This is a genomic window from Pseudomonas sp. SMV7, assembly GCF_052041995.1.
Lineage (GTDB): Bacteria > Pseudomonadota > Gammaproteobacteria > Pseudomonadales > Pseudomonadaceae > Aquipseudomonas.
In genome coordinates this window covers 305,044-325,104 of record NZ_JBKGGT010000002.1, presented here as the reverse complement: position 1 = coordinate 325,104, position 20,061 = coordinate 305,044, and the positions used below count along the sequence as shown (strand labels likewise).

Annotated in this window: 5 protein-coding genes and 3 pseudogenes; 2 read left to right on the top strand and 6 right to left on the bottom strand. The window is 53.8% G+C overall.

From position 1 onward, the window contains the following. Window positions 1-137: 137 nt before the first annotated feature. Complete coding sequence (locus ACLEJP_RS04375) at window positions 138-1,124, top strand: NAD(P)/FAD-dependent oxidoreductase (RefSeq protein WP_440804647.1); 987 nt, start codon at window positions 138-140, stop codon at window positions 1,122-1,124. An 806-nt stretch (window positions 1,125-1,930) separates the two neighbouring features. Here ACLEJP_RS04375 and ACLEJP_RS04370 read toward each other — a convergent pair. The 6 genes and pseudogenes from ACLEJP_RS04370 to ACLEJP_RS04345 form a co-directional block, all read right to left on the bottom strand. Next, window positions 1,931-2,074, bottom strand: a pseudogene (locus tag ACLEJP_RS04370) (histone-like nucleoid-structuring protein, MvaT/MvaU family); the annotation flags it as partial. A gap of 4,123 nt (window positions 2,075-6,197) precedes the next feature. Then, window positions 6,198-6,353: pseudogene (locus ACLEJP_RS04365) on the bottom strand (Dyp-type peroxidase); the annotation flags it as partial. After that, window positions 6,334-6,980: pseudogene (locus ACLEJP_RS04360) on the bottom strand (IS5 family transposase); the annotation flags it as partial. The pseudogenes ACLEJP_RS04360 and ACLEJP_RS04365, both read right to left, overlap by 20 nt. Window positions 6,981-7,162: 182 nt before the next feature. Beyond that, a complete protein-coding gene (locus ACLEJP_RS04355; RefSeq protein WP_440804646.1) occupies window positions 7,163-8,563 on the bottom strand; it encodes a hypothetical protein in 1,401 nt (466 codons plus the stop codon). A 442-nt stretch (window positions 8,564-9,005) separates the two neighbouring features. Next, a complete protein-coding gene (locus ACLEJP_RS04350) occupies window positions 9,006-11,972 on the bottom strand; it encodes a DEAD/DEAH box helicase (RefSeq protein ID WP_440804645.1) in 2,967 nt (988 codons plus the stop codon). A 322-nt stretch (window positions 11,973-12,294) separates the two neighbouring features. After that, window positions 12,295-16,260: a DUF4365 domain-containing protein gene (locus tag ACLEJP_RS04345; protein ID WP_440804644.1), complete on the bottom strand. Its 3,966-nt coding sequence runs from the start codon at window positions 16,258-16,260 to the stop codon at window positions 12,295-12,297. A gap of 263 nt (window positions 16,261-16,523) precedes the next feature. Between ACLEJP_RS04345 and ACLEJP_RS04340 the strand changes: the two genes are divergently transcribed. Then, complete coding sequence (locus ACLEJP_RS04340; protein ID WP_440804643.1) at window positions 16,524-19,400, top strand: AAA family ATPase; 2,877 nt, start codon at window positions 16,524-16,526, stop codon at window positions 19,398-19,400. The last annotated feature ends 661 nt before the right edge of the window (window positions 19,401-20,061 follow it).

Below are 20,061 nucleotides of genomic sequence, written 5' to 3'. Positions count from 1 at the left end.
ACACTCTCCAAGCGTCTCGGTCACCCGGACCTTACGGGGAGGGTGCCTAGCATCAGTACGGCCATCTGTCGCCCACAGGCACCCGATGTCAGCTATTGGTAGTCCACTGCTTACTTACAGACTGCGAGAAGCCCGAAGTGAGCACCCATGGAATCCCCCCCGAATATGGTAGTCCCGAGCGCGACGCAGCGAACCTGGATGGTCAATATGATTTCGAATGCCTTGTCATCGGGGCTGGCCCTGCCGGATTGACCGCTGCAATCTATCTCAGCCGTTTCCATAGGCGAGTGCTGGTCGCCGATGGCGGCCACAGTCGTGCAAGGATGATTCCTCGCTCGCATAACTATCCGGGATTCCCACCGGGCATTTCTGGAAAGGAGTTGCTCGCGCGTTTGGCGGAGCAAGCCACTCAATATGGCGCATTGATCGAGGCTGGTTGTGTCGAGGGGTTAGCCCACGAGAGGTCTGGGTTTGTCGCCACGCTCAACGGCCGTGCGGTCACCGCGCGAACGGTAATCATGGCCACTGGCATGAAGGATGTGCTTCCTCCTGTTGAGGCCGCTTACGACGCGGTTGCGCAATCGAGGATTCGCCTATGTGCAATTTGTGATGGCTACGAAGTTAACGGAGACAATGTTGCTGTCTACGGTGAAGCGGAGTGCGCAATCCGCCACGCTCTGTTCCTGCGCAACTTCACTGACCGACTGACAGTGCTTATGAAGGCCGGTGCTGCAGAATGCCAGGGAGTTGCCGGTGAAGCGCTTCAAGCTGGAATCCAGCTGGTGGAAGACGCGGCGGTGGACGTCATCCGGTTGGCCGGAGATCAGGTCGAGGTACAAACCCTGAAGGGCGGTTCATTTCACTTCGATATCGTCTATCCGTGCCTAGGGTCTGACGCGTGCTCAGGCCTGGCTTCGGCGCTGGGTGCTGAAGTCGATGAGCAAGGTGCGCTGGTTGTCGATTCCCATCAATGCACCAACGTGAAGGGGCTTTATGCAGTGGGAGATGTGGTTGGCTCGCTCAAACAAATCAGCGTCGCCACAGGCCAAGCGACTATTTGCGCCACTGCGGTGCATGGTCAATTGGATCGGCGACTGTGGGAACCACGCGACTGGTTCGGCTAGGGCCACCGCCAAGCAAGGAGCTGCTTGATGAAAGCGAGAAAGGCGCGGTGCTCATTGCTGCGTTGACCGGTGTCGTGGCTTAGGAGGCTAGAACACGCATTACATAATCTAGCGTTTAACAAGTGGGCGATGTCGAATGTTCATAAGCGCCACAATAGCGCTCGATTACTCGCTCAGTGCTCCTGAGATGAACGCATCTGTTCATCGATTGGTGTTCATAGATCTAGCTTTCCCGTCATTAGTCTCGTCGCCCATCCATCCGGATGGTTCAGGTATGTTCCACTTCAGTAAGAGGCGCGCTTACGTGGTGTTTCGCGACCGAATATGGCATATAGCCTCTATGGATTTTGTTGCAGCGCCAAAGCTGCATCGACTGGACTATTAGCGGTCATTCGCCTGCTCAGCGGGACACGGAAGGCCATTGCATGAGATCGGGGTAGATGCTGGGAGCTATCAAAAGTCGTCTAGGCTTGGCGTGGGAAGCGCTTGTGGTTGGAGGGAGAGCCGCGTGGAGGGTGCTTTCTACCCGTCACTAGGAGGACAACGTTGACTCCTTCTTTGAGCCCTTGACTCCCGTCATTGTGACGGATGGCCGATCGGCCCGGTATGAGAGTGAGCTGCTACATGCACTAGAAAACCCCAATGTTCTGAACATCGCGCTCACCGGTAACCGTCCATTTTCGGCTGGTGAGCAACTTGTTCGGAGTTTCCTTAGGGGATTATGAAAGGTCTGTTCATCGAGCGCTCACCGCCAGATCGCAAAACAAGCCACTCCATTGGAGTGGCTGTCGCCTTAATCTGGTAGCTTATTGAACAAGCCAAGACTTAACCACATCGCCACCATACTCACTTTTCCAAGCCTTGAGGATTTTATGGTTGCCGCTCTTGGTTTCAACCACTTCACCGTTGTGAGGATTTTTGTAGATCTGAGTAGTACGCGCGCGGCGAGCCCTTTCAACCGGAGGTACTGACGCCCCTTGCTTTCCGCTCTTGGGAGTTTCAACTGTCGGTGAGAAGTGCAGGTTGATCAAAAGATGGTAGAAGATTATGTCTTTACCTCCTCTGCGCCGAGTCTCGCTCGCTAGCCAAATATGATCTACATCATAGAGCACGCTCAATGCACTAGGAGTTCCGTCACTGATTGTATAACCAGTATATACCTGATTTGAAACGTAGGAATTATAGCCTTCCACGAGATTTGCGAAGTTCTTAACATCGCAATAACCGACCATCACCACAGGGCTGAGAGACTCACCGTCATACCCCGCAATTTTGTTGAGGTGATCTCCAATTGTCGTAGTGTCTACAGAAAAGAGGCGAAACGCTTCAAAAATCCCCACTCGCCTGCTGTCACTTGAAGTGATGAAGCCGTCAATTTCTCCTGGACCTTTACCAGAAGCCGAATGCCCACCGCGCTTTTGATCTCTCAAGGAGAGGTTAGCATGCGACATTCGCTGATCGAACAGTGATACGAACCAATCGTTGATCCAATCCTCCAGGGTCATGCCGTCAAAACTCACATTCCCTTCGGTATCCTTGAACCCAACTTGAAGGTTACGTTTGCGAAGGACGAGTTCGCCTGCGACGGCGAGCATGGTGTCTCTGAGATATTCATGAGGGGCCAGGTTTGGCTTGACCACCTCCACATAGCCTTCAAAGTCTTTCGCAATAATTTGGTTGTAATGTTGCCGCAGCTGCGCGACCGACCGTTGGCCACTCTCGATCATGAGCAGCATGAAGTCCTTTGTCGACGGGGCATCCTTCTCGATCTCAGCTAGTTCGGATATCAAATCATCAATCCCAAGCTCGTCCATTGTCGCGTGATTGATTTCCTTGTAGCGGGCGAGGATCTTTTTGACACTAAAAGAGTCTCGCTGTGCTAAAAGCGCCTTGCAATACGGAGTGAAAATTAGCCTTCGCCCTTGCTGGTCGGGGCTAAGCTGAGCCCAAAATTGCTCGATTCCTGGTGCTGCGCTGAGTTGGTAGGCTTCTAGAACAGTTGCCACCCAAAATTCAGCCATTTGATCTGGCGACTCCATTCTTGAATCTGTTTGGAAGCTGGCCAAAGCACTTTTGAGCCTGAGCTTGTTAGAATCGACAACAAACAATTTGACGTGACCATAGAGAAGCACGAACCCGTGGTTCTTGCGTTTGGTTTCCCGATACAGCGCTTCCATGATAGCCACAGTCTTGGAAGGTTCTGTCTCGCAAAATGCTGTCGCGATTACCTGCCGTTTGAAATAGTCGCACTCATTATGATGCGTTCGATCATCTGACTGCCGAGATGCGCGCAAGTCGTGGGGATTTGGAAGCTCGTTCGCAAGATTTTGAAAGATGGTGGGTTCTTGATTGTGACGCTCATAAAGCTCAAGGAGTTGAGATTTGTACTCATAGCTCTGCCACACTTTACGGGTATGAACAATGTGTCGACCAGTGGCCGTTGTAAATCGCTCCTCTGCAAGAATTTTCTTCGCAAATGAAAGCATCCTTAACGCTATTTGCGTCCGCCCAGTGTTCATTGCCGAGGTGAATGCTTCCTCAATTGCTTGCAAGCCAAGCTGATCGTCCAGTTCAGCAGGATGCTTATCGATCGCTTCTTGCAGTTTTTGCGCTCGTGCAATGACGGAGGTCCTCTCCAGAAGCTCAAACAGAAGGTTAAGAGGGATGGAAGGGGCGCACCGAGCGATGAAGTCCTTGAACAACTCATCTGAGAATGAATTTGAGTAGTCGCAGACCTGTTGCCAGCAATCAAACTTGTCGGAACCAAACCCTTCAAAGAGCCGAACGTATTTTTCTCGATTTCTGAACCCGCATGTTCGTATGATTTCCTGGATTCTGCCCGCTATCAGTTGCTGTGCGCTGACCTCGGAAGAGGCGCGGCCAGCGCTGATCAAAACCTGCAGATGGTGGCGTATTGCGAGGGCGACACTGTAAGCATCTTGACTGTCGGCGTTGAGTTGTTCCGGCCATTCATCACATCGACTGGAAAGACTCAACATGAAATCCTGGCCTTCTCCTACGAAAAGCTGTTTCCATGAGAGTGTCCCGAAGAATGAGTTTGGCTCAAGGCTTTTCAGGCCTGCGAAGCTGGCACCGAACTCCGCTTTGTACCGCTCTCGTAGAGATTGGCGGACTTCTTCACAGATAGCTTCAGTCGGATCTATACCTGTGAGCTCGATACGATCAATGAGCCAAAAACCCAAAAGATATTTGAAATGATGACGCGTCTGATCATACCATGACATCTCTACGTCGACGTCAAATCCCGCGAATGCTTGGGCAAGACCATTAACCTGCTCATCTGTTAGCGAGTCAAGCAGTGTAAGTATGAGGCGATACTCGAGCCCTTTGAAGAAATCAGGTGAATGGAATGCGCACTGCTCACCGAGTTCTTTCAGCACGGAAACGAAACGGGGGAAAAAATCTGACTCGTCTTGAATGGCCTGCACATACTCGCGGCAGAGCAATTGCTGATATCCGTCCCCTAGTTTTTGTAGGTATATAGCACTTTGGTTGTGAGATCGCTCGAAGGTCCGCTTAGCGAGATGAAGGAATGCCACATCGCTGGTCTCCTTGTGGGCTAGTAACAGAACCATGTAGTTGGGGGCGTCATAATTGGGCAGGGTGAGGTAAAGCAGATATTTGAGGACTGGTCGAGCATTTGCCAACGCAACAAGGTTTTCCACCAAACCTGAGGAGGCGAGATGCGCAGTATCAATACGGATACTGGCTTCTACTACGGTCGACATCAGCCAGCTGTAAAAATGGCTTCCCTCTCTCAGCCACGCCCCTTGCAGTCGTGTGACGAATTCAAGCAGGGTTGACACCTCGCCGTACGGAGCCGGATAAATTTCGTCTAGCGTGCTCAGCGTAGGTCTAGGCAGCTCCTTCTCCTTTGTCGTTGATTCCGATAGACCAGTACGCTGATCGATTACAAATTGGCTATGAAGCTCCGTGGGTCGAATGCGCCCTGAAAAGTCGTACTCATTGATGCACTGCCTGACGTACCAATCGATACTCGTGGCTAGCGCCGGGTCCTCTGCGAGAAAGTTAGCAAGCAGGTCATGGAACTCTTTGCGCTCCTTGTACTGGAGACGGTCAAAAATCACGGGCATTGCCCACTCGCAGTTCACCCGAAAGCACATCATCCATCGATTGAAGGCTTCTCCAGGTGGATGATTACGGCGCAAATCCACCCAAAGCTGCGTACTGATCTCAGCACTGAAGTTATGATTGCCGGGCATCAATCTAAAAATGCCACCATCTAGTTCCAGCTCGGGCAGCAGTTGCTCAGCGGAAAGGCGATCACCAAACTCGGCCTGAAGTAGCTTCTTCAGTTCGCCCTCACCGCAGGCGTAATGCGGTCGAATGCAGCCGTTTCGACCCCATTGAACATCCTTGAGATGCTCAATGGTTTCAACGAGCGGAACTAAGGAAGGGTCGACTAGGGTTTCATCTCTCACAGGGTTCGCATGTGTAGCACACCAGCCTGCGTAAAATGATACCAACCCCAACTCCTCGAATCGTGAAAGAGGAATGTCGGTGCCAAGATATGGTTCCCCTTCTGTCCGAGGCCATTCGAGCTGACCGGTCAACACCGCTTCCACCGTTTCTCGATTAAGACTCGGAGTCGCCAGATCGGCGAGATTGAGGAAAATGGAGAGTGCTTTTGCGTGTCGCTGATCCTCGTAAGAAGGAGCCCGAACGTCAGGCTCGTTCTTCGCATAACCTGCCAACAATGCTTTCAGGTGCCGCCAGCTTTCCGAATACTCATTCATCGTAATGCCTGTCCTTTGCGTGACCGTACTCTTCTCTCTCCCATTATGTTTATTCACTGACCAGTCCAGCAAGACGAGGAAAACTCTTGGTGTCGTCTTAGGAGCATGGGAATAAATCGGAAAAACGTCGTGTGGATGCTCCAAAGCTCACTTGAAGCACTGATCTGGGGGGCGTCTACGGCATCTCACCAGAGATGGTGATTGGAATGAGGTGCTTGCAGCGGTGCGTGATGGTTGGGGAGGGCTCAAAGCATAAAGTCTAAGTCTCGGTGGTGATACAAGTGGCGAATGATGATCATTCGCTAAACCCCTCCAACGAAGGAACGAAGAACAGCCCTTCGGTCATTGCCCGGCTGTAGTCCAGCAAGCGGTCGTAATTGCCTGGTGGCTTGCCGACGAACATGTTTTCCAGCATCTGCTCGATCGGCGCCGGCGAACGGGCATAAGCCAGGCTTGGGTTTGCGCTTCATCGAGCGCATTGGAATGACGGGCTGCATTCGACATTGGTCGCAGTAGCGGCGTAGCGCTTCGGCGTCGTAGCCCTTGTCAGCAAGCAACCATTTGCAGCGTTTACGCGGTCGGCCAGGTTGGCTTGATGGAATGCTGACGTCGTCCAGCAATGGCTGGGCATAGCTGATGTCACTGGCTTGACCGCCAGAGAGGAGAAAACGCAACGGTGTCCCGTTGGCATTGCAGAGCATGTGGATTTTGGTTGTCAGGCCACCGCGACTACGACCTAGAGCGTGATCGGCAGGCTCGTCAGGCCCCCTTTTTTCCGGGCGCCAGATGAGGCTCGGGTTGCGCGTACGGCGGTTGAGTCGATCATCCAGGTTTGCAGATCGATTAGGCCTTGCTCATCCAATCTCAGGTGCAAGCGCTTGAGCATCTGATCGAATGTCCCCTCATTTCGCCAGCCACGAAACCGTTGATACACCGTTGACGAAGGGCCGAAGCGCTCCGGCATATCTCGCCATACAGTGCCCGAGCAGAGTACCCAGAGCACGCCATCAAGCATCAGCCGATCGCTCAGGCGTGGCCTCCCTCGGCCATGAGTTTCGATGAAGAGATCGGAGACCACATCCCAGGCTTCGTCCGAGAGTTCGTAACGCTTTTGTCATCACAGGATTCCTTTCCGTAGATGACTGGGAACCCTATCGAATTTCAATTTTCAAAGGGCGCCGATTGGTTTCTTGGGGTTTCGTAAAGTCCCATTCGTTTCGTATGACGGATTAGCCCCTAAAATACGCAGGTGACTCTACTTCACATAGGCATCTGCCACCCAGACTTCACCCATCGGAACTTTGGCTCTTGAACCTTCGGCCCGCCGAAGTCTTCACCCTCAATCTTGAAGCACCTGGCCATCAGATCCCGCACCCCCCCCAAGCGCTCCATGGCAGTGAGTTCCTTGGTGATGTCCTTGACAACCGTTGTAAACGCCTTAGTCGATTCTGACTTCAAGAACTCGGGAGTGGAGAGAGCGAAATCCCGGTCGGGTAACGAAACCCCAAATAGACTAGTAACAGAGCTTGCCGCTTTGATTAGAAAGCTCCCCTGGATACCTTGGGCAGACCTGAGACCGTAGCTGCGTTTAAGGTCGCCGCAAATTTTGTCGACATCATCCATGAGCTTGGTGATGCGCTTGTTTCCACTCGCGAGCCCTTGCTCGTCGAAGGCAACTCGAATGGCCTTTAGGGTTTCACGCATCGTTACGAAATGGTCTTCGCTGCGGATCTGTCGAGCTGCCTCGATCGCACCGGAAACGCTTCCGGCGGATTGAGTCAGCCATGCCGAAAACAAGGGCAGGTCCAAAGCAACGGTCTGAGTCGCTCCATGCGACTGGATTTCCGAAATGCTCGTACTGGTTTTGTCCGAGAGGTTTGCCAGGAGGCGAGCGGTGAAGTCATGGCCGAAGGCGCCGGCTTTCTTCATCCAGTGCACTTGATAGGCATGCCTGATGGGATGAATGAATGAGTCTGCTTTCAGGTGTTTGGCTGCAGTCGTGTAATAAATTGATTTGTACGCGAGCCAGTTCAGCGAGGCGACGAACATCTCGAGTTGCTTGGTGGGACCTCCGTAGGCACCAGGATACTCTCCGGTGAACTCTGACTTGCTGAATTCGTGGCCATCCGAACCCACTAGTTTGACATCTTTCGACCAACGTCCGCGCGTTTCACTGGCATCGCTTAACTCTGCGAAGATTGCTGCGCTTAGGGCACTGTATTTGCCATAGTCGTCGGACCCACGGTAGCCCAGCATCCTCATGGTTAGGTAATACACACTGGAGGCTTGATCCCAGGTGCAGACCATGTTCATTTTCAGTTGCTCCAAAAGGGCACTAAAGTCCTCATCCACGAACTCGCCGCCGCGAATTTCAGGACGAATCAGCGATGCTTCTTTTTGAGCGAGCGTATCAACCCCGTCCAGCCCGAACTCGGTAGGCGACAAGAACCTGAGGTAGGGGAATTGTTGCTTGCGGCTTTCTCTGTGATCTGCTTTGTAGTTGTCTATGCAGAGGAGGTCGTCGTAAAAGAGGTTGCCTTGCAGGAAATTCTCTAACGCGCACAGGTCTCCATTGATCGTATCGCTGGTCTTGACCGCAACCGCGCCGGTGGCGCGCTGGACGGCAGTGAGGGTGGCGTTGTCTATCAGTGCGTAGGTCATGTATTCATTGCCCATCCTAGTGTGGCTGAGACTATAACCACTGAGATTGGATGGTGGCTATATTCGACGGGCAGTCTTCGCGAACCATGGAGCATGGTCTTGGCGCAGGTGAAGCGCCTTATCCGACTGCACGCTCAGTGGCGCAGTTCATACGCGCTTGAGCGTGTAATCAAGTGGATGGGCTCGACTATGCTGGGCCATTCACGATCGGATTGACATCAGGTGCTGGAATACAAAAGAAATACGTCGAGCAACCAGCGATGAATCGGGGAGGGCAGCGATTCATTGAGTGCATTTGGATAATTCTCGAGGCATCTTGGTAACCGCTAGCCATTGCAATGCAATGGCTGGGCGCCGATCTGTGGTAGTGCCAAGTAGAATTTAAGTTCAGACCGGGCGGTGCGAAACCTCAACACATCGCATCTTCCAGCACCCGCTACAGCTACTCACTCACTAGCCAGTAAGCTTTTGCCGCGCCCTGACGTGCGTAGCCTATGCAGAACGCCATCAAATCGCTCATGCGCTCATCAACCATGGTGCGCCGAATGCCAGGTTGAACGCCTACCACCGTGAAGGTAAGAGCTGTTGCAGGTGTTGACCGCAGCAACTCGTAGGTTTCATCCCAGTCCCCGCTGACAAAGTACGAAGGAGATGTGTGTCTGCGATGCATGCGATCTTCCATATGATGCAGCAAGGTCGCGACGTTGCAGAAGTAAGCTGACTTTACCAGCTGTCCCGCAACCTCATATACATCACCAACTCGCCCTCCATTAGCTGGCCCTCCTGCACCTTTACAGTGATAGAGGGTTACGTTCACTTCATGGGCTGCATTGACAGTAACGCAGATGTAGTCGGCGGCCTCGCCTGAGCGATGGTCGTAATACAAACACCGGAGATCAGGAAGCGTCAGAAGGTATTGCTCCAAGTGCTCCTGCACAGTTGCTTGGCCATTGAGCTCTGCACGTCGCGCCAGTGTGCGAGGCTCCTGGTTGTTCGGCAGGAACTCCACCTCGATCGCGCAACCTGTCCAATCGATTGACTCCGCATCACCTGGAGCAAGTGCGAGGGATCTGAGAAGAGGGGCAGCGATTTTGTTTAGCCCTTCAAACGAAGACTTATCTGTTGCATAGAAAATAGGAGGGTGCTCACTAAGCCAATCGGCCAATGGCATCCAGCCATCCTGGCTAGACTCGATCGTCATCGTGGCATCTGCTTCCAGGCAGCGAATCAGTTGGCCACCCTCAAGACTCAGGCGCATACGGATCTGCCCCTCAGCATGAACGATCGAAAAATCCAAGTGCCCGGCTTGTGGATCGCACTCAAAGTCCTGGATATCCCATTCCACAAGCCTAGAGGTTTGTAATTCTTGTTCTTGCGTAGTCCTGAAGTGAATACGAGGATTGCGAGTGAGGCCTTGCCGCGACCAGTTGGCTGCCATCACCGCTTCTGGTAGCTCCCGAAGAGTCGTAGTGGTTCTGACCAAGTCGAGGTGTGTTTGGCTAAACGCAGCATCTCCTACGATGCGCCCATGAAGCGTCTGCACCCAGGCAAAGAAGTCAGGAACGGATAGGCGCTGATTGCTCCAGATTCTAGAGCTGCTACTGGCTCCGATGGTTTCACGCACCTGGCCGTTCATGCCACTCCCGAAGTAGTGACCCTGAGCGTAAGCGCGGCTGTCACCGGCAGTGACCGCGCGCTCGGCTTGAGGGCCAGTTAGGGTTCGATAAGTTTCGACTTGCGAATTGAAGGTCGTGTTCTGCAAGCCAACAGCAAAAAACCTCATCCCCTCCAGTCCGGCCCTCGCTCGGCTCGTTTCTTCATAGCTCAACCCTCGGCTGCCGGCACGGCAAACGATATCCATGATGGTCAGGTACAGCTTCTCTGTCCTGAGGGTTGAGCCGATGAAGCAGTAGCTCGATTCAGGAAAATACATCAGCAAGAAGGCCTCGTGCCGAATATCAGTGAGCGTGTTTGAGGTCGACCAGTTCGGAGGTGCTTCATCTGCTGTCAATACGAGAGACAGATTGCCATCTGGCGTTCCCCACTGCTTCACAATCCGAAGCACTCGACCGACCTTTTCTCCCAGCAAGTCGAAATCCGGCCTGCGACTGCAGTGAAACCCTCGGACGTGCGCGTACAAATTGAAGGACAACGCAGACACGGATTCATAGTCAGATTCAGTCATCCGACGCACCGGCAAGCTTTCGATGAATTCTTGGGCTTCAACTGCGCCCTGGATCTCAGCAAGCGCGGCATCATCAATCATCCGAGCCAGATCGACTCCCTCTCTGAGCAGAGTCGCGGTTGCCTCACGCACTCTGAATGCCGGTGCAATGAGGGTTGGGCGTCCCGTGGCGTTGTCGATCCTAGCGAATCTGCCGATGAACTGGATTGTGGGTACCAGTGATTTGTGGGGTGCGTGCAACGCGGCGACCTTCAGTTTTGGGAAGTCATAGCCCTCGCCAAACATGTCTACGCAGATGATGGCCTTCAATTCACCAGAAATGAGCTTTGCTTCAATTGAGTCCTGTTGTCGTTTGGTCAGTCGGCTGCTTATGGCGGCGACGGAAACGCCCAATTGCTCGTAGATCGGGACGAGCGCTTGCGCGGAAGATATGGTCGAGGCGCGTACGAAAAGCCTATGATCAAAACCGTTAGCAATATCTTCTTCGAGCTGTGCCACTGCAGTTTGGGCAATCACCCGATCAACATGCTCATCATCAAGCTCGTTATCTATTGGGGCCTCCCTAAAGACGATAGGGTCGAACGCCCCTTCAGATACGGCTCTCATCACAGGATATCGGTAGACTAGCTTGCCCGGAATAACGCGGTCATCGCGCCTGAAGGGTGTTGCTGTCAAGAATATAAATCGAGCGGTCGAGTAGTGATCAAGATACGCTGCCCAGGAGTCCGCCGGCGCATGGTGAGCTTCATCGAAAATTACCAGGTCAAAGAGGTCGGGCGCTGCGCCTGGGGCAATCATTGGCGAAGAACTACCGGGGGTTGAGATCACGACGTCGAACTCCCGCAACTGTTCCCAAGCCTCGGGTGTTATCGGCCGCCCCGAATGCAAGTGAGCGGAAGGTAGCGGCCCATCTTCAGGTAGCGCACCGATGCGCCTGAGTGTTGACAGGGTGGAAAAATGCGAGTGCACCTGTTTGCGCAGAGCACTTGATGGCTCGACGACGAGGATCCGGGTTGCTCCAAGCAGAAGCGGTAGCGACATCATCAATGATGTCTTTCCATAGCCAGTGGGCAGGCAGATGATCGCGGGATCGTCTTGCACAGAGAAATGGGCCAATGTTGCATGCATTGCGCCAAGCTGGCCCGGCCTGAAGCCGCTATTAGGCGCGTCAGCTTGCTGAAGAAGGTTGAGTGATCCCGCCTGTTCTACGAAAAAGCCAGCCATTTCGACCATCCTTGGATATTTCTAACCAATCGTAATCTGCGACGGACTTTAAACAAGTGGTGAAGGTACAAATTTCTTTCAGCATCTCCTAGCTTCTGCTTGCTTCAGCAGGCATGGGGACTGAGGTTCCACCCGTGAATCGCCACTGGTTTCCAATAGACGCGACGCAATTCCAGGGCTGCAGCTCGCAAACCTCTACTGGGATCTTGTCCCAGGCCCACATCGTCAGAGCAGCTTCCGGACCAGTCTTTGTAGAGAAATGGTGCCCCTCAGGCTCGACCACGCCAAAACCGCGCACAGTCCAGCGCTTGCGGCGCCGCACTCATCCTCCGAATTTGGGTCTTTGCGCCGCTATTCGTGCTGTGGTGTAGGCGTTGGCGAACTCGGACTGGTCAATTGTGCCCCTCGTTAGGCTCTCATTGAGCTCGGTATAGATTCGCAACCCTTCGCTAACCGCTACGGATTCCAACTGAGCACATTTCGAACCCAGCAACCGGATAGCAACCCTCTCAAGACGCTCGTCCATCTGGTCACCATGATGAGATTCGACTAACAGCCTGTAAACCGCCCAGAGTCCTTTAGCGCTGGCCTTTGGCAAATGCCCCCTGAGTGCGGCGGCGATGATCAAAATGACAATGGTCTCAAGGGCCTGATCAGGGGCATCACTTTTCATGGCTGCTTTGACATGCCAGTGTCGCATCAGCGCTGCTAGCCCAATCTCAGGAAGCAAAGCCTGATCCACCAGAATACGTAGCACCGATGCGGCATGCTCCAACACTTTCTCAAAGGTCGCGCGGTAATCCCAGAGCGCCGAGATTACTGAGATGAACCTGGGTTCTGCGTCAAGGATTTCTACGGCTTGACGTACGGTTCGTGCAGTAAAGACAGCCGGGGGAAGCAGCCGTACAATCTCGGACAGCTGCACGATTACCCTGACCTTCCATTCGCACAGCTGCGCAATTTTGCCGGCTTTTTCAATGGGGGAGAGCTGCCCAACCTCTGTCAGTGCGGCCAGGACATCAAGCGTGCAGAAACCATCGACCTCGGAACCTGCGGCACAAAATATCCGCAGCGACTCGTCATCAGAATAGAGCCGGTACCGTTCCGGCTCTTTGCCGAGTATCTCCACCATTTCACTGTTGCTGCGCCCAATGACCCTGGCGGGCGATGCTTCGCTTGCCTCCTCTGGAGGGGAGGGCTGGAGGATCGAGGCTAGATGGGGTTTCAAAGCGTTCTGTAGCTCCAAACATTTGCTTCGCTTTGGGCTTCCAAATATGGGGTTCGTGAACTCGGCAAGCTCCTCCATCGTGGCCCTGGAAACCGCAATTTGACCGAAGAAAGTAATGACGGCGTCGATCAGCCCCAAGTCGTTAAGGACTAACAGCGCTGTCCAATCCAGCAAAGGCACTCGCTTGCGCAGGGCATCGGCACCGATCGGTTGCCACCCCGTATCGTTGACCATCGCCAAGTGATACTGGCGATCATCCCGGCTGGACACCTTGGCAACTTCCCACAGGTGTACAATATCGGAAATGTAAGACAGCACCAGCCGCGGGCGCCACGAGAAAGGGACGGTGTTTAATCCCTGCTGTAGGGATCGCTCCATCCGTTTCTGGAACGCTTCTCTGTCGGGCGTCATTCCAGTCAGTGCTTTCAGGCTTTCCACCAACTCCGTGCCAGAGGCGCCCTCTCGAATTTCGCCTCTCCAGAGCATCCGGGAATTCGGGAAATTCCTGAAAAATGCTTCAGCGCGTGTTCGGAACTGCTCTCTATCCCTGGCAAGTTCGATGTCACTGCGTCCCCCCAGAGTGCCGCTCAGGTGCATCATCAAGTAGGTGCCTTCCTGGCTCTCGACACTCTGATCTACCAATTCGCCTGCTCGTAGGGCTAGCTCCAGTAGCCGGTCGCTCGTTGGGTCGGAAAACTGGATGAGAAAGAACAGTAATTTCACGAACTCCAATTGTTCCCCTTTGGATCTCGCAGTTTCGAGCGCTCTTTCCGCTGCCTCCACGGCGTCATCGACGTATCCGCAACGTGTGGCAATCGTCGCATAGGTGTTCAGGGCCAGTGGGTCGTCAGATCCTGTGGCTACAATTTTCAACAACCGATCGCGGGCCTTTTCCGTTTCGCCCAAGTGATCAAGTGCCAACGCCTCGAAGGCCCCCATTCGATCACCAGGCTCAACTCGGACTCGATTGCTTTGACACAGCTCTACGAGGCCTTGCCAATCTTTCAAAGTCACCAAGGCTAAACCAAGCCGCGCAGCCACCGCAGGCGAGAGGACATAGTGCTCAGTGATCCTTTCGGAGAGTTGAACACACGCCTGCGCGCTTTGCGGATCGGTGGGGTCAAGCTCGTGGATGAGGGTGAGTGCAATACTGACGGGCCGATCCAGTTCCTCATACCTGGCCTGCAGCGTCCTCAACGCCTCATCCTTGGCCAACCTGCTGATTTCCAACTGAAGGTAAAACTGTGCGAGGGCGGCTTCGGGGGCCAGAGCAGGATCTGCTTCGAGCAGCCCCATCCACTGGTTCACAAGGCCGGTCTGAACTGATTTGTGAGCCGAAATTGAGGCTGCGGTGACAGCCGACCCAAACAGGGGATGGCTGCGATCCACGTTACCGACGTATGCGCCAAAGCCTTGATAGCATGCCCGAAATTTACGGGTTTCATAGAGCAAAAGCGTGCTCCAGAGCTGCTTGTCAGGTGAGTCGGGCAACTGATCATTTGCCGACAACGCGAGGGTGAAGTCTGCCAACTGACCCGCAATGCCGCGTAAGACCTCATGGATATGGGGCAAGTCCGGACGCTTCTGCGCAGCATCCTTCAGGTCTGGAAGTATCGACTCTGCCTTGCCAAGGGCCGATGCTGTGGCCCCCCAGATGTCGACGAGCTGCTCTATGTTGGAGCCCCAGCCAGATGCTTTTATGGACAGGACAGCATCGTTAATCGCAACCCAAGCTTCCTCGAGCTTTTGAAGGTCTACACCCGGAAGACCTGCGGGTGGGATAGATTCACGTCGCGGCGTAGTGGCGGTGGCCACTGCGAGGGAAAATTTGGCTCGGGCCCTAAGCAACAGCAAAAGTTCACGAATGTCATCGGACGCGTCACAGGCTTCAAGGCCCGCCTCGCAGTCCGTCAGGGCATTTGCCGGTTCTTCAGACAGCCAATGTGCAAACGCTCTGGCGAAAGACCGTTGAGGTTCCGCAAGCAAATTCGCCTGCTCAACGGCCAACTCGTAATGCCCTTGCACGGCATGCAGCCGGGAGCGAATGGCAATGATGGCTGGATCTTCACCTTCCAGTAAATCATGTAGCTCTGCAAGTGAGTCGCTATCGTTCTCGAATCGGATGCGGATCTCCGCTTCCACCTGGGCTGCTTGGAACTTGGGGAGCGGCGTTACCCCGTACGCGTTCTGGTAGGAAGAGACTGCCGCTTTGTTATCTCCCGTTTGAACCTGCCAGTTGCCACGTAGGCGCCAATATTCTGCACGCTCAAGGGTGGCCGACCCTTCGAGTTTTGGCTCTGCCTCATCGAGCTGGATCTTCGCTCGATCCAGCGCGGTGACCTGTAGATCTGCCTTGGCCTGAGTCAAGTTCCAGGCAAGCGTGCCGCGAGCTGGGTTGACCCAGTAGTCTTCCGTTGGGCCTGCCAAGGCGTTCATCAGTGCGGAGCCTCGTGCAGCCACGCCTTTTACCACGCCCTGAACCAGGGTTAAGCGGTCATCTGCTTGCATCCCTGGGTGTGTTTGCTCTGTGCGCTCACTCAGGATATGCCCCATGCGAGACAGTTCGTTCTGGTGGCGAATGTCCTTTGAGAGATCCGTAGCTCTTTTTAGTACGTTCTTTGTGGGCGCACGAAGGGTGACGTATCTGCGTTCGGCGGACAGATCGTCGACCGAGATGCGACTCAGCTCATCCCTGAGCCAAACATAGAAGAGGGGGCAGTCGACAGGATCTTCGTTCACCGATAGGTCGCAGATCACCAAGAGCACCGGTTCTACGGCACGGGCGTAATAGCGGACAGTGGTGGCTTTCAGAGATACCGAAATGTATTCGCCATCCGCCGTCAGGCTCGGAGAGCGGGTGCCTTTAAGTTGGATACGGAAAATATCCGTCGCACGTTGATTCGGCGTGGTCTGCACTTGGAAGTCATAGCCATAGTCGTCAGTCCCTTCCAGGCTTTGCACTCGCCAATCCTTGGGATGTCGAGCCATCAGGCAACGTGTTGCATCGGCATTGATGTCGTGCTGATCACCCGTCCCAGGTAGAGGCCCGTCAACTGGCATGGTGCTTCCTCGGTATTATCAAAATGGGTGCTGGAGGCTCGAACTGCGTTCTGATGCAGCACTATTTGTCCTGAGTATACAGGCCCCCAAACCGCACTTGGGATCAATATCTCTGTATCTGGAGGTGTGAGTCAGGTTGGGTGCGTGCCTGTTTTGTACGAGACTGCCCAAAGTTTTTCCGAGGCCCGGCTCATCCAAAGCGCTCGGTAATGGCTTACTGATGCCAGTCCGGTTACGCTGATGTGTAACAGGGAGGAGGCGCAATGAGTCAGTACCTTTTAAGTTTTGCCAAGCACAACCTTGAGGGGCGTACTGATGCGTACCTGGTGCTTCTTTGGTGTATGTACCAGGCCAACCAAAGCAAGGGCCGCTACTCCGACCACATCAAGTCACACATCACCACGGCGTCGGATCAACTGCTGGGTCGCAACTACCAGCGGGTCGCTGCTCGTTTCAAGAAAGTGCTCGATAAAAGGCCTGAATTGGATCGGACACCCCCCTCGGGCTTGGGGGCGTTGGATTACCTGCGCGTCAGGAATTTCCGGGGCTTTGGCGAGTTTGGTGCCGACGACAAAGGCACGTTCATTCGATTCAGTAAGCTGAAAAATATTTTCTACGCACCCAATGGCGGCGGTAAATCATCGCTCTGTGAAGCCATCGAAATTTGCACCACTGGGGACATCAAGGAAGCCGCTAGGCGCAAGACCAAGCTCAAGCAGTACATTGCGCGAGGGGAAACCAAGCCCCAGCTCGCTCTCCTGGGAACGAATAAGCTCAAAATTGCGCCCAGTATCAGTTGGTCGAGCTGCTTTATTGATCGCAATCGCCTTCAGGAGTTTTCGCTCTTGGGCTCCAAAGACACAGGCAGTGGCGAAAGTGATGTGTTGGCGACCTTGTTCGGCCTGGAAGAGCTTCAGGAAGTCATTTCTCGTTTCGTTCGCCCTGACAGCTTTACGCTCAAGGCATTCATGCGTGCCGACCAGGCCGAGGCCCTGACGAACCTTGAACGCGCTAGAACAGAACTTGGCCAACTGCGTAGCAAGCACAGGACAGATCTGTACGCTGCGATTTCGCAGACCTGCCAACTCTTGGGGTTGAGGGCCGATCAAGATTACGAAATTCGTCTAAAGGTGCAGCGGCTGCGCAAGACGATAGACATGCACATTCGTGGGGCCGAGCGACTGCGAGCAGCCAAAGCACCGGTGGTCATTCCCATCAAGCATGTTGCACGTACATCTGCCATCGCCAGGCGGTTACTCAGCCGCAAGAAGCAGGTCGAAACACTGTTTCTGCAAATGGCCAGTGACGTTAACTATCGCGCTGTTTTTGAAGCCTTGGAAGCGTTGGAAGCCGCCGAACAGCCGTCTGAGCAGACCTGTCCCGCCTGTTTGACCCCACTTGACCAAGTCACAGTGAACCCGTTTGAAAGGGCTCGTGATCAGATCAAGGCGCTCGAAGCTCTGGAGGCCCTGAAGCAATCCAAACTGAAAAATGACGCTCAGGTTGTCCTCTGGGCTTCAAGGATCGCGACTGGGGTCAATTCCGTGAAGGCCAATGCCTATGCCGATGTACCCTGTCCACTGGCGATGGACGCATTGGAAGCGGTGCTCATCGAGTTCCATACGGCGACTGACCGCACGACAGTGGCGGGGTCTGTCCTTAATGCTTTCATCGCGCTCTGCGCTGACAGTACAGTCCAGATCGAGGCCTATCTGCGTGCCTGCGAGCGCAAGCAACGGGAGGTTGATCAGGCGGAGGTTCAAGCGGCTCGTCTGGATGCGCTCATCGAACACCTCAAGCAGGTCGATGAGTCGCTGAAACGACAGTTTGACCTCAAAACCCAGGCGCTAACCGGGTTCACGGACGCCAATAACAGGATGCTTGCGCTGATAGGGCAGAGAACGGCTTTGCTCAATGACTCGGTGGATAACAGCCATTTCAACCAGTTGCTCAAGGATCTTGAGGCTGAATACCGAACGCTCTACAGCGACCTGTTGGACTACAAGCTGGAGCTTGAAAAGGCGCGCATTACAGGGATCGAAGCCAAGGCTGCCGAGTACTACCGAGCGATCAATAACCACGACGATGACCATGAGCAGATAGAGACGCTGGCCTTTGAAAAGCTTACGGAGAGCTACCGGATCAAGATCACCAACGTGGACGGATCCCTGCTGGATGCGTTTGCTGTGCTCAGCGAAGGGCATCTGAGGGCGCTGGGCTTGGCGATTCTCTTGGCGATGGCTGAGAAAAACAATTTTCCGCTCATCGTTTTTGATGACGTCGTCAACGCGATCGATACGGATCACCGATCCAATATCATCGACTTGTTTTTCAATGATGACTACCTGCGCCGGATCCAGATGGTGGTGACGACCCACGATCGCCTCTTCTGGGAGCGCTTCTGCATCATCGCTGATCGCCATCCTCAATCCGACCAGCATGCAAACCATGTGCTCAGCTATACGAACAAAGGCATCGTGGTCATCGATCATGCAGGCGGTTTTCAGAGAAAGGTGCACGTGGCGCTGTCGGTCTATGACGTTAGGCAAGCATTGCTGTATTGCCGGATCTGGTTCGAGTCCATGGTGCTAGAGTTCTGCATTGAAAACGGCGTTCAGGTGACCGCGAATTTCAACAAATCGCAGCTAAAGAAGAGTATGTACCTGCAGGTGAGCCTGGAGCACACCTTCAAGCTGGTGGAGCCCTTCATTGACTACGACCTTTCGCATTTCAATTTCATCAAGAATGACTTGGTGAACTGGAGTGGCCAAAACCAGGAGCACCACGCCTTTGATGAAGGAAGCCTGAACTTTGTGCACTCCAAGACAAGTGGTGAGGTCCTTAAAATCTACGATGCCATCCGCTTTCTGGAATGCCAGCTCTTCATGGACAAAAAGAGAGAGTCAGGAGAAAGGTACCTTGCAGAGGTGAATGAAAAAATTGAGAAGGGCCGCAGAAAATTGGTAGGACTCGCCAGGGCTCCGGAAGAGGTGAAGCAAGAACATCAGGCCGTATTAAAAGCGCTGGAAAAGCGCGCCATTGAGCTCACCCAAGAGCTCCAGTTCATTGAGCGCTGCGTAGTGAGCGTTGCTGACCGCGAGCGAGCCAGGGATCTGCCAGCTGAGTTGCCGCCTACCTAGCCGTGTTGCAAGCCACCGTCTGGATGGTTGTTCGAATGATCAGTTTGAATCGCCCTGCGTTTTGTAGATACCTCGTTGCCCTAAAACTGAGACCGAGTACGAAGAGCCCTGAGCAATCCGCGTCTGGCTGAAAACACAACAGCGATAAAAGGGTGAATACGAGGGAACGTCTTACGAGAGTTCAGTGCAACACAGCAGAAAGGCAAAAGCCCGGTCGTTACCGGGCTTTGCAGATCCCTCAAGGGGAGATAAAGCTCAAGTGCCTCAAGGGCTACCGACAGACTCTACGAGCGGTAGGCGCACATGTCAACGTTTTGCGTCTGGAACGAAGTAGTCAGGATACGTGTACCGTAATGGGTAGTCGTCAGATCTGACGCAGTCCTGTCTAGCACTGTGGGCGGGTTACCATGCCGTAATCTGTAGTCGATACGAAGACTACTAATCTGATTTATTGGGTGTTTCTCAACGGTGCCATTACTGACTCTACGTCCAAACCGTTCATAAGGCAGTTGTGTGCTATTACTGACAGAGCCTCGAAAAGCTTGTCTCGCTGTCTTGCCAACGCAGCGTTCTCCGCTTGAAGACTTGCAATACGCTCTTCGAGACTTCTGCGTCGGCGGGCACCATCCGGATCCCTCCCGCTTTCTCTCATTTGAACAAT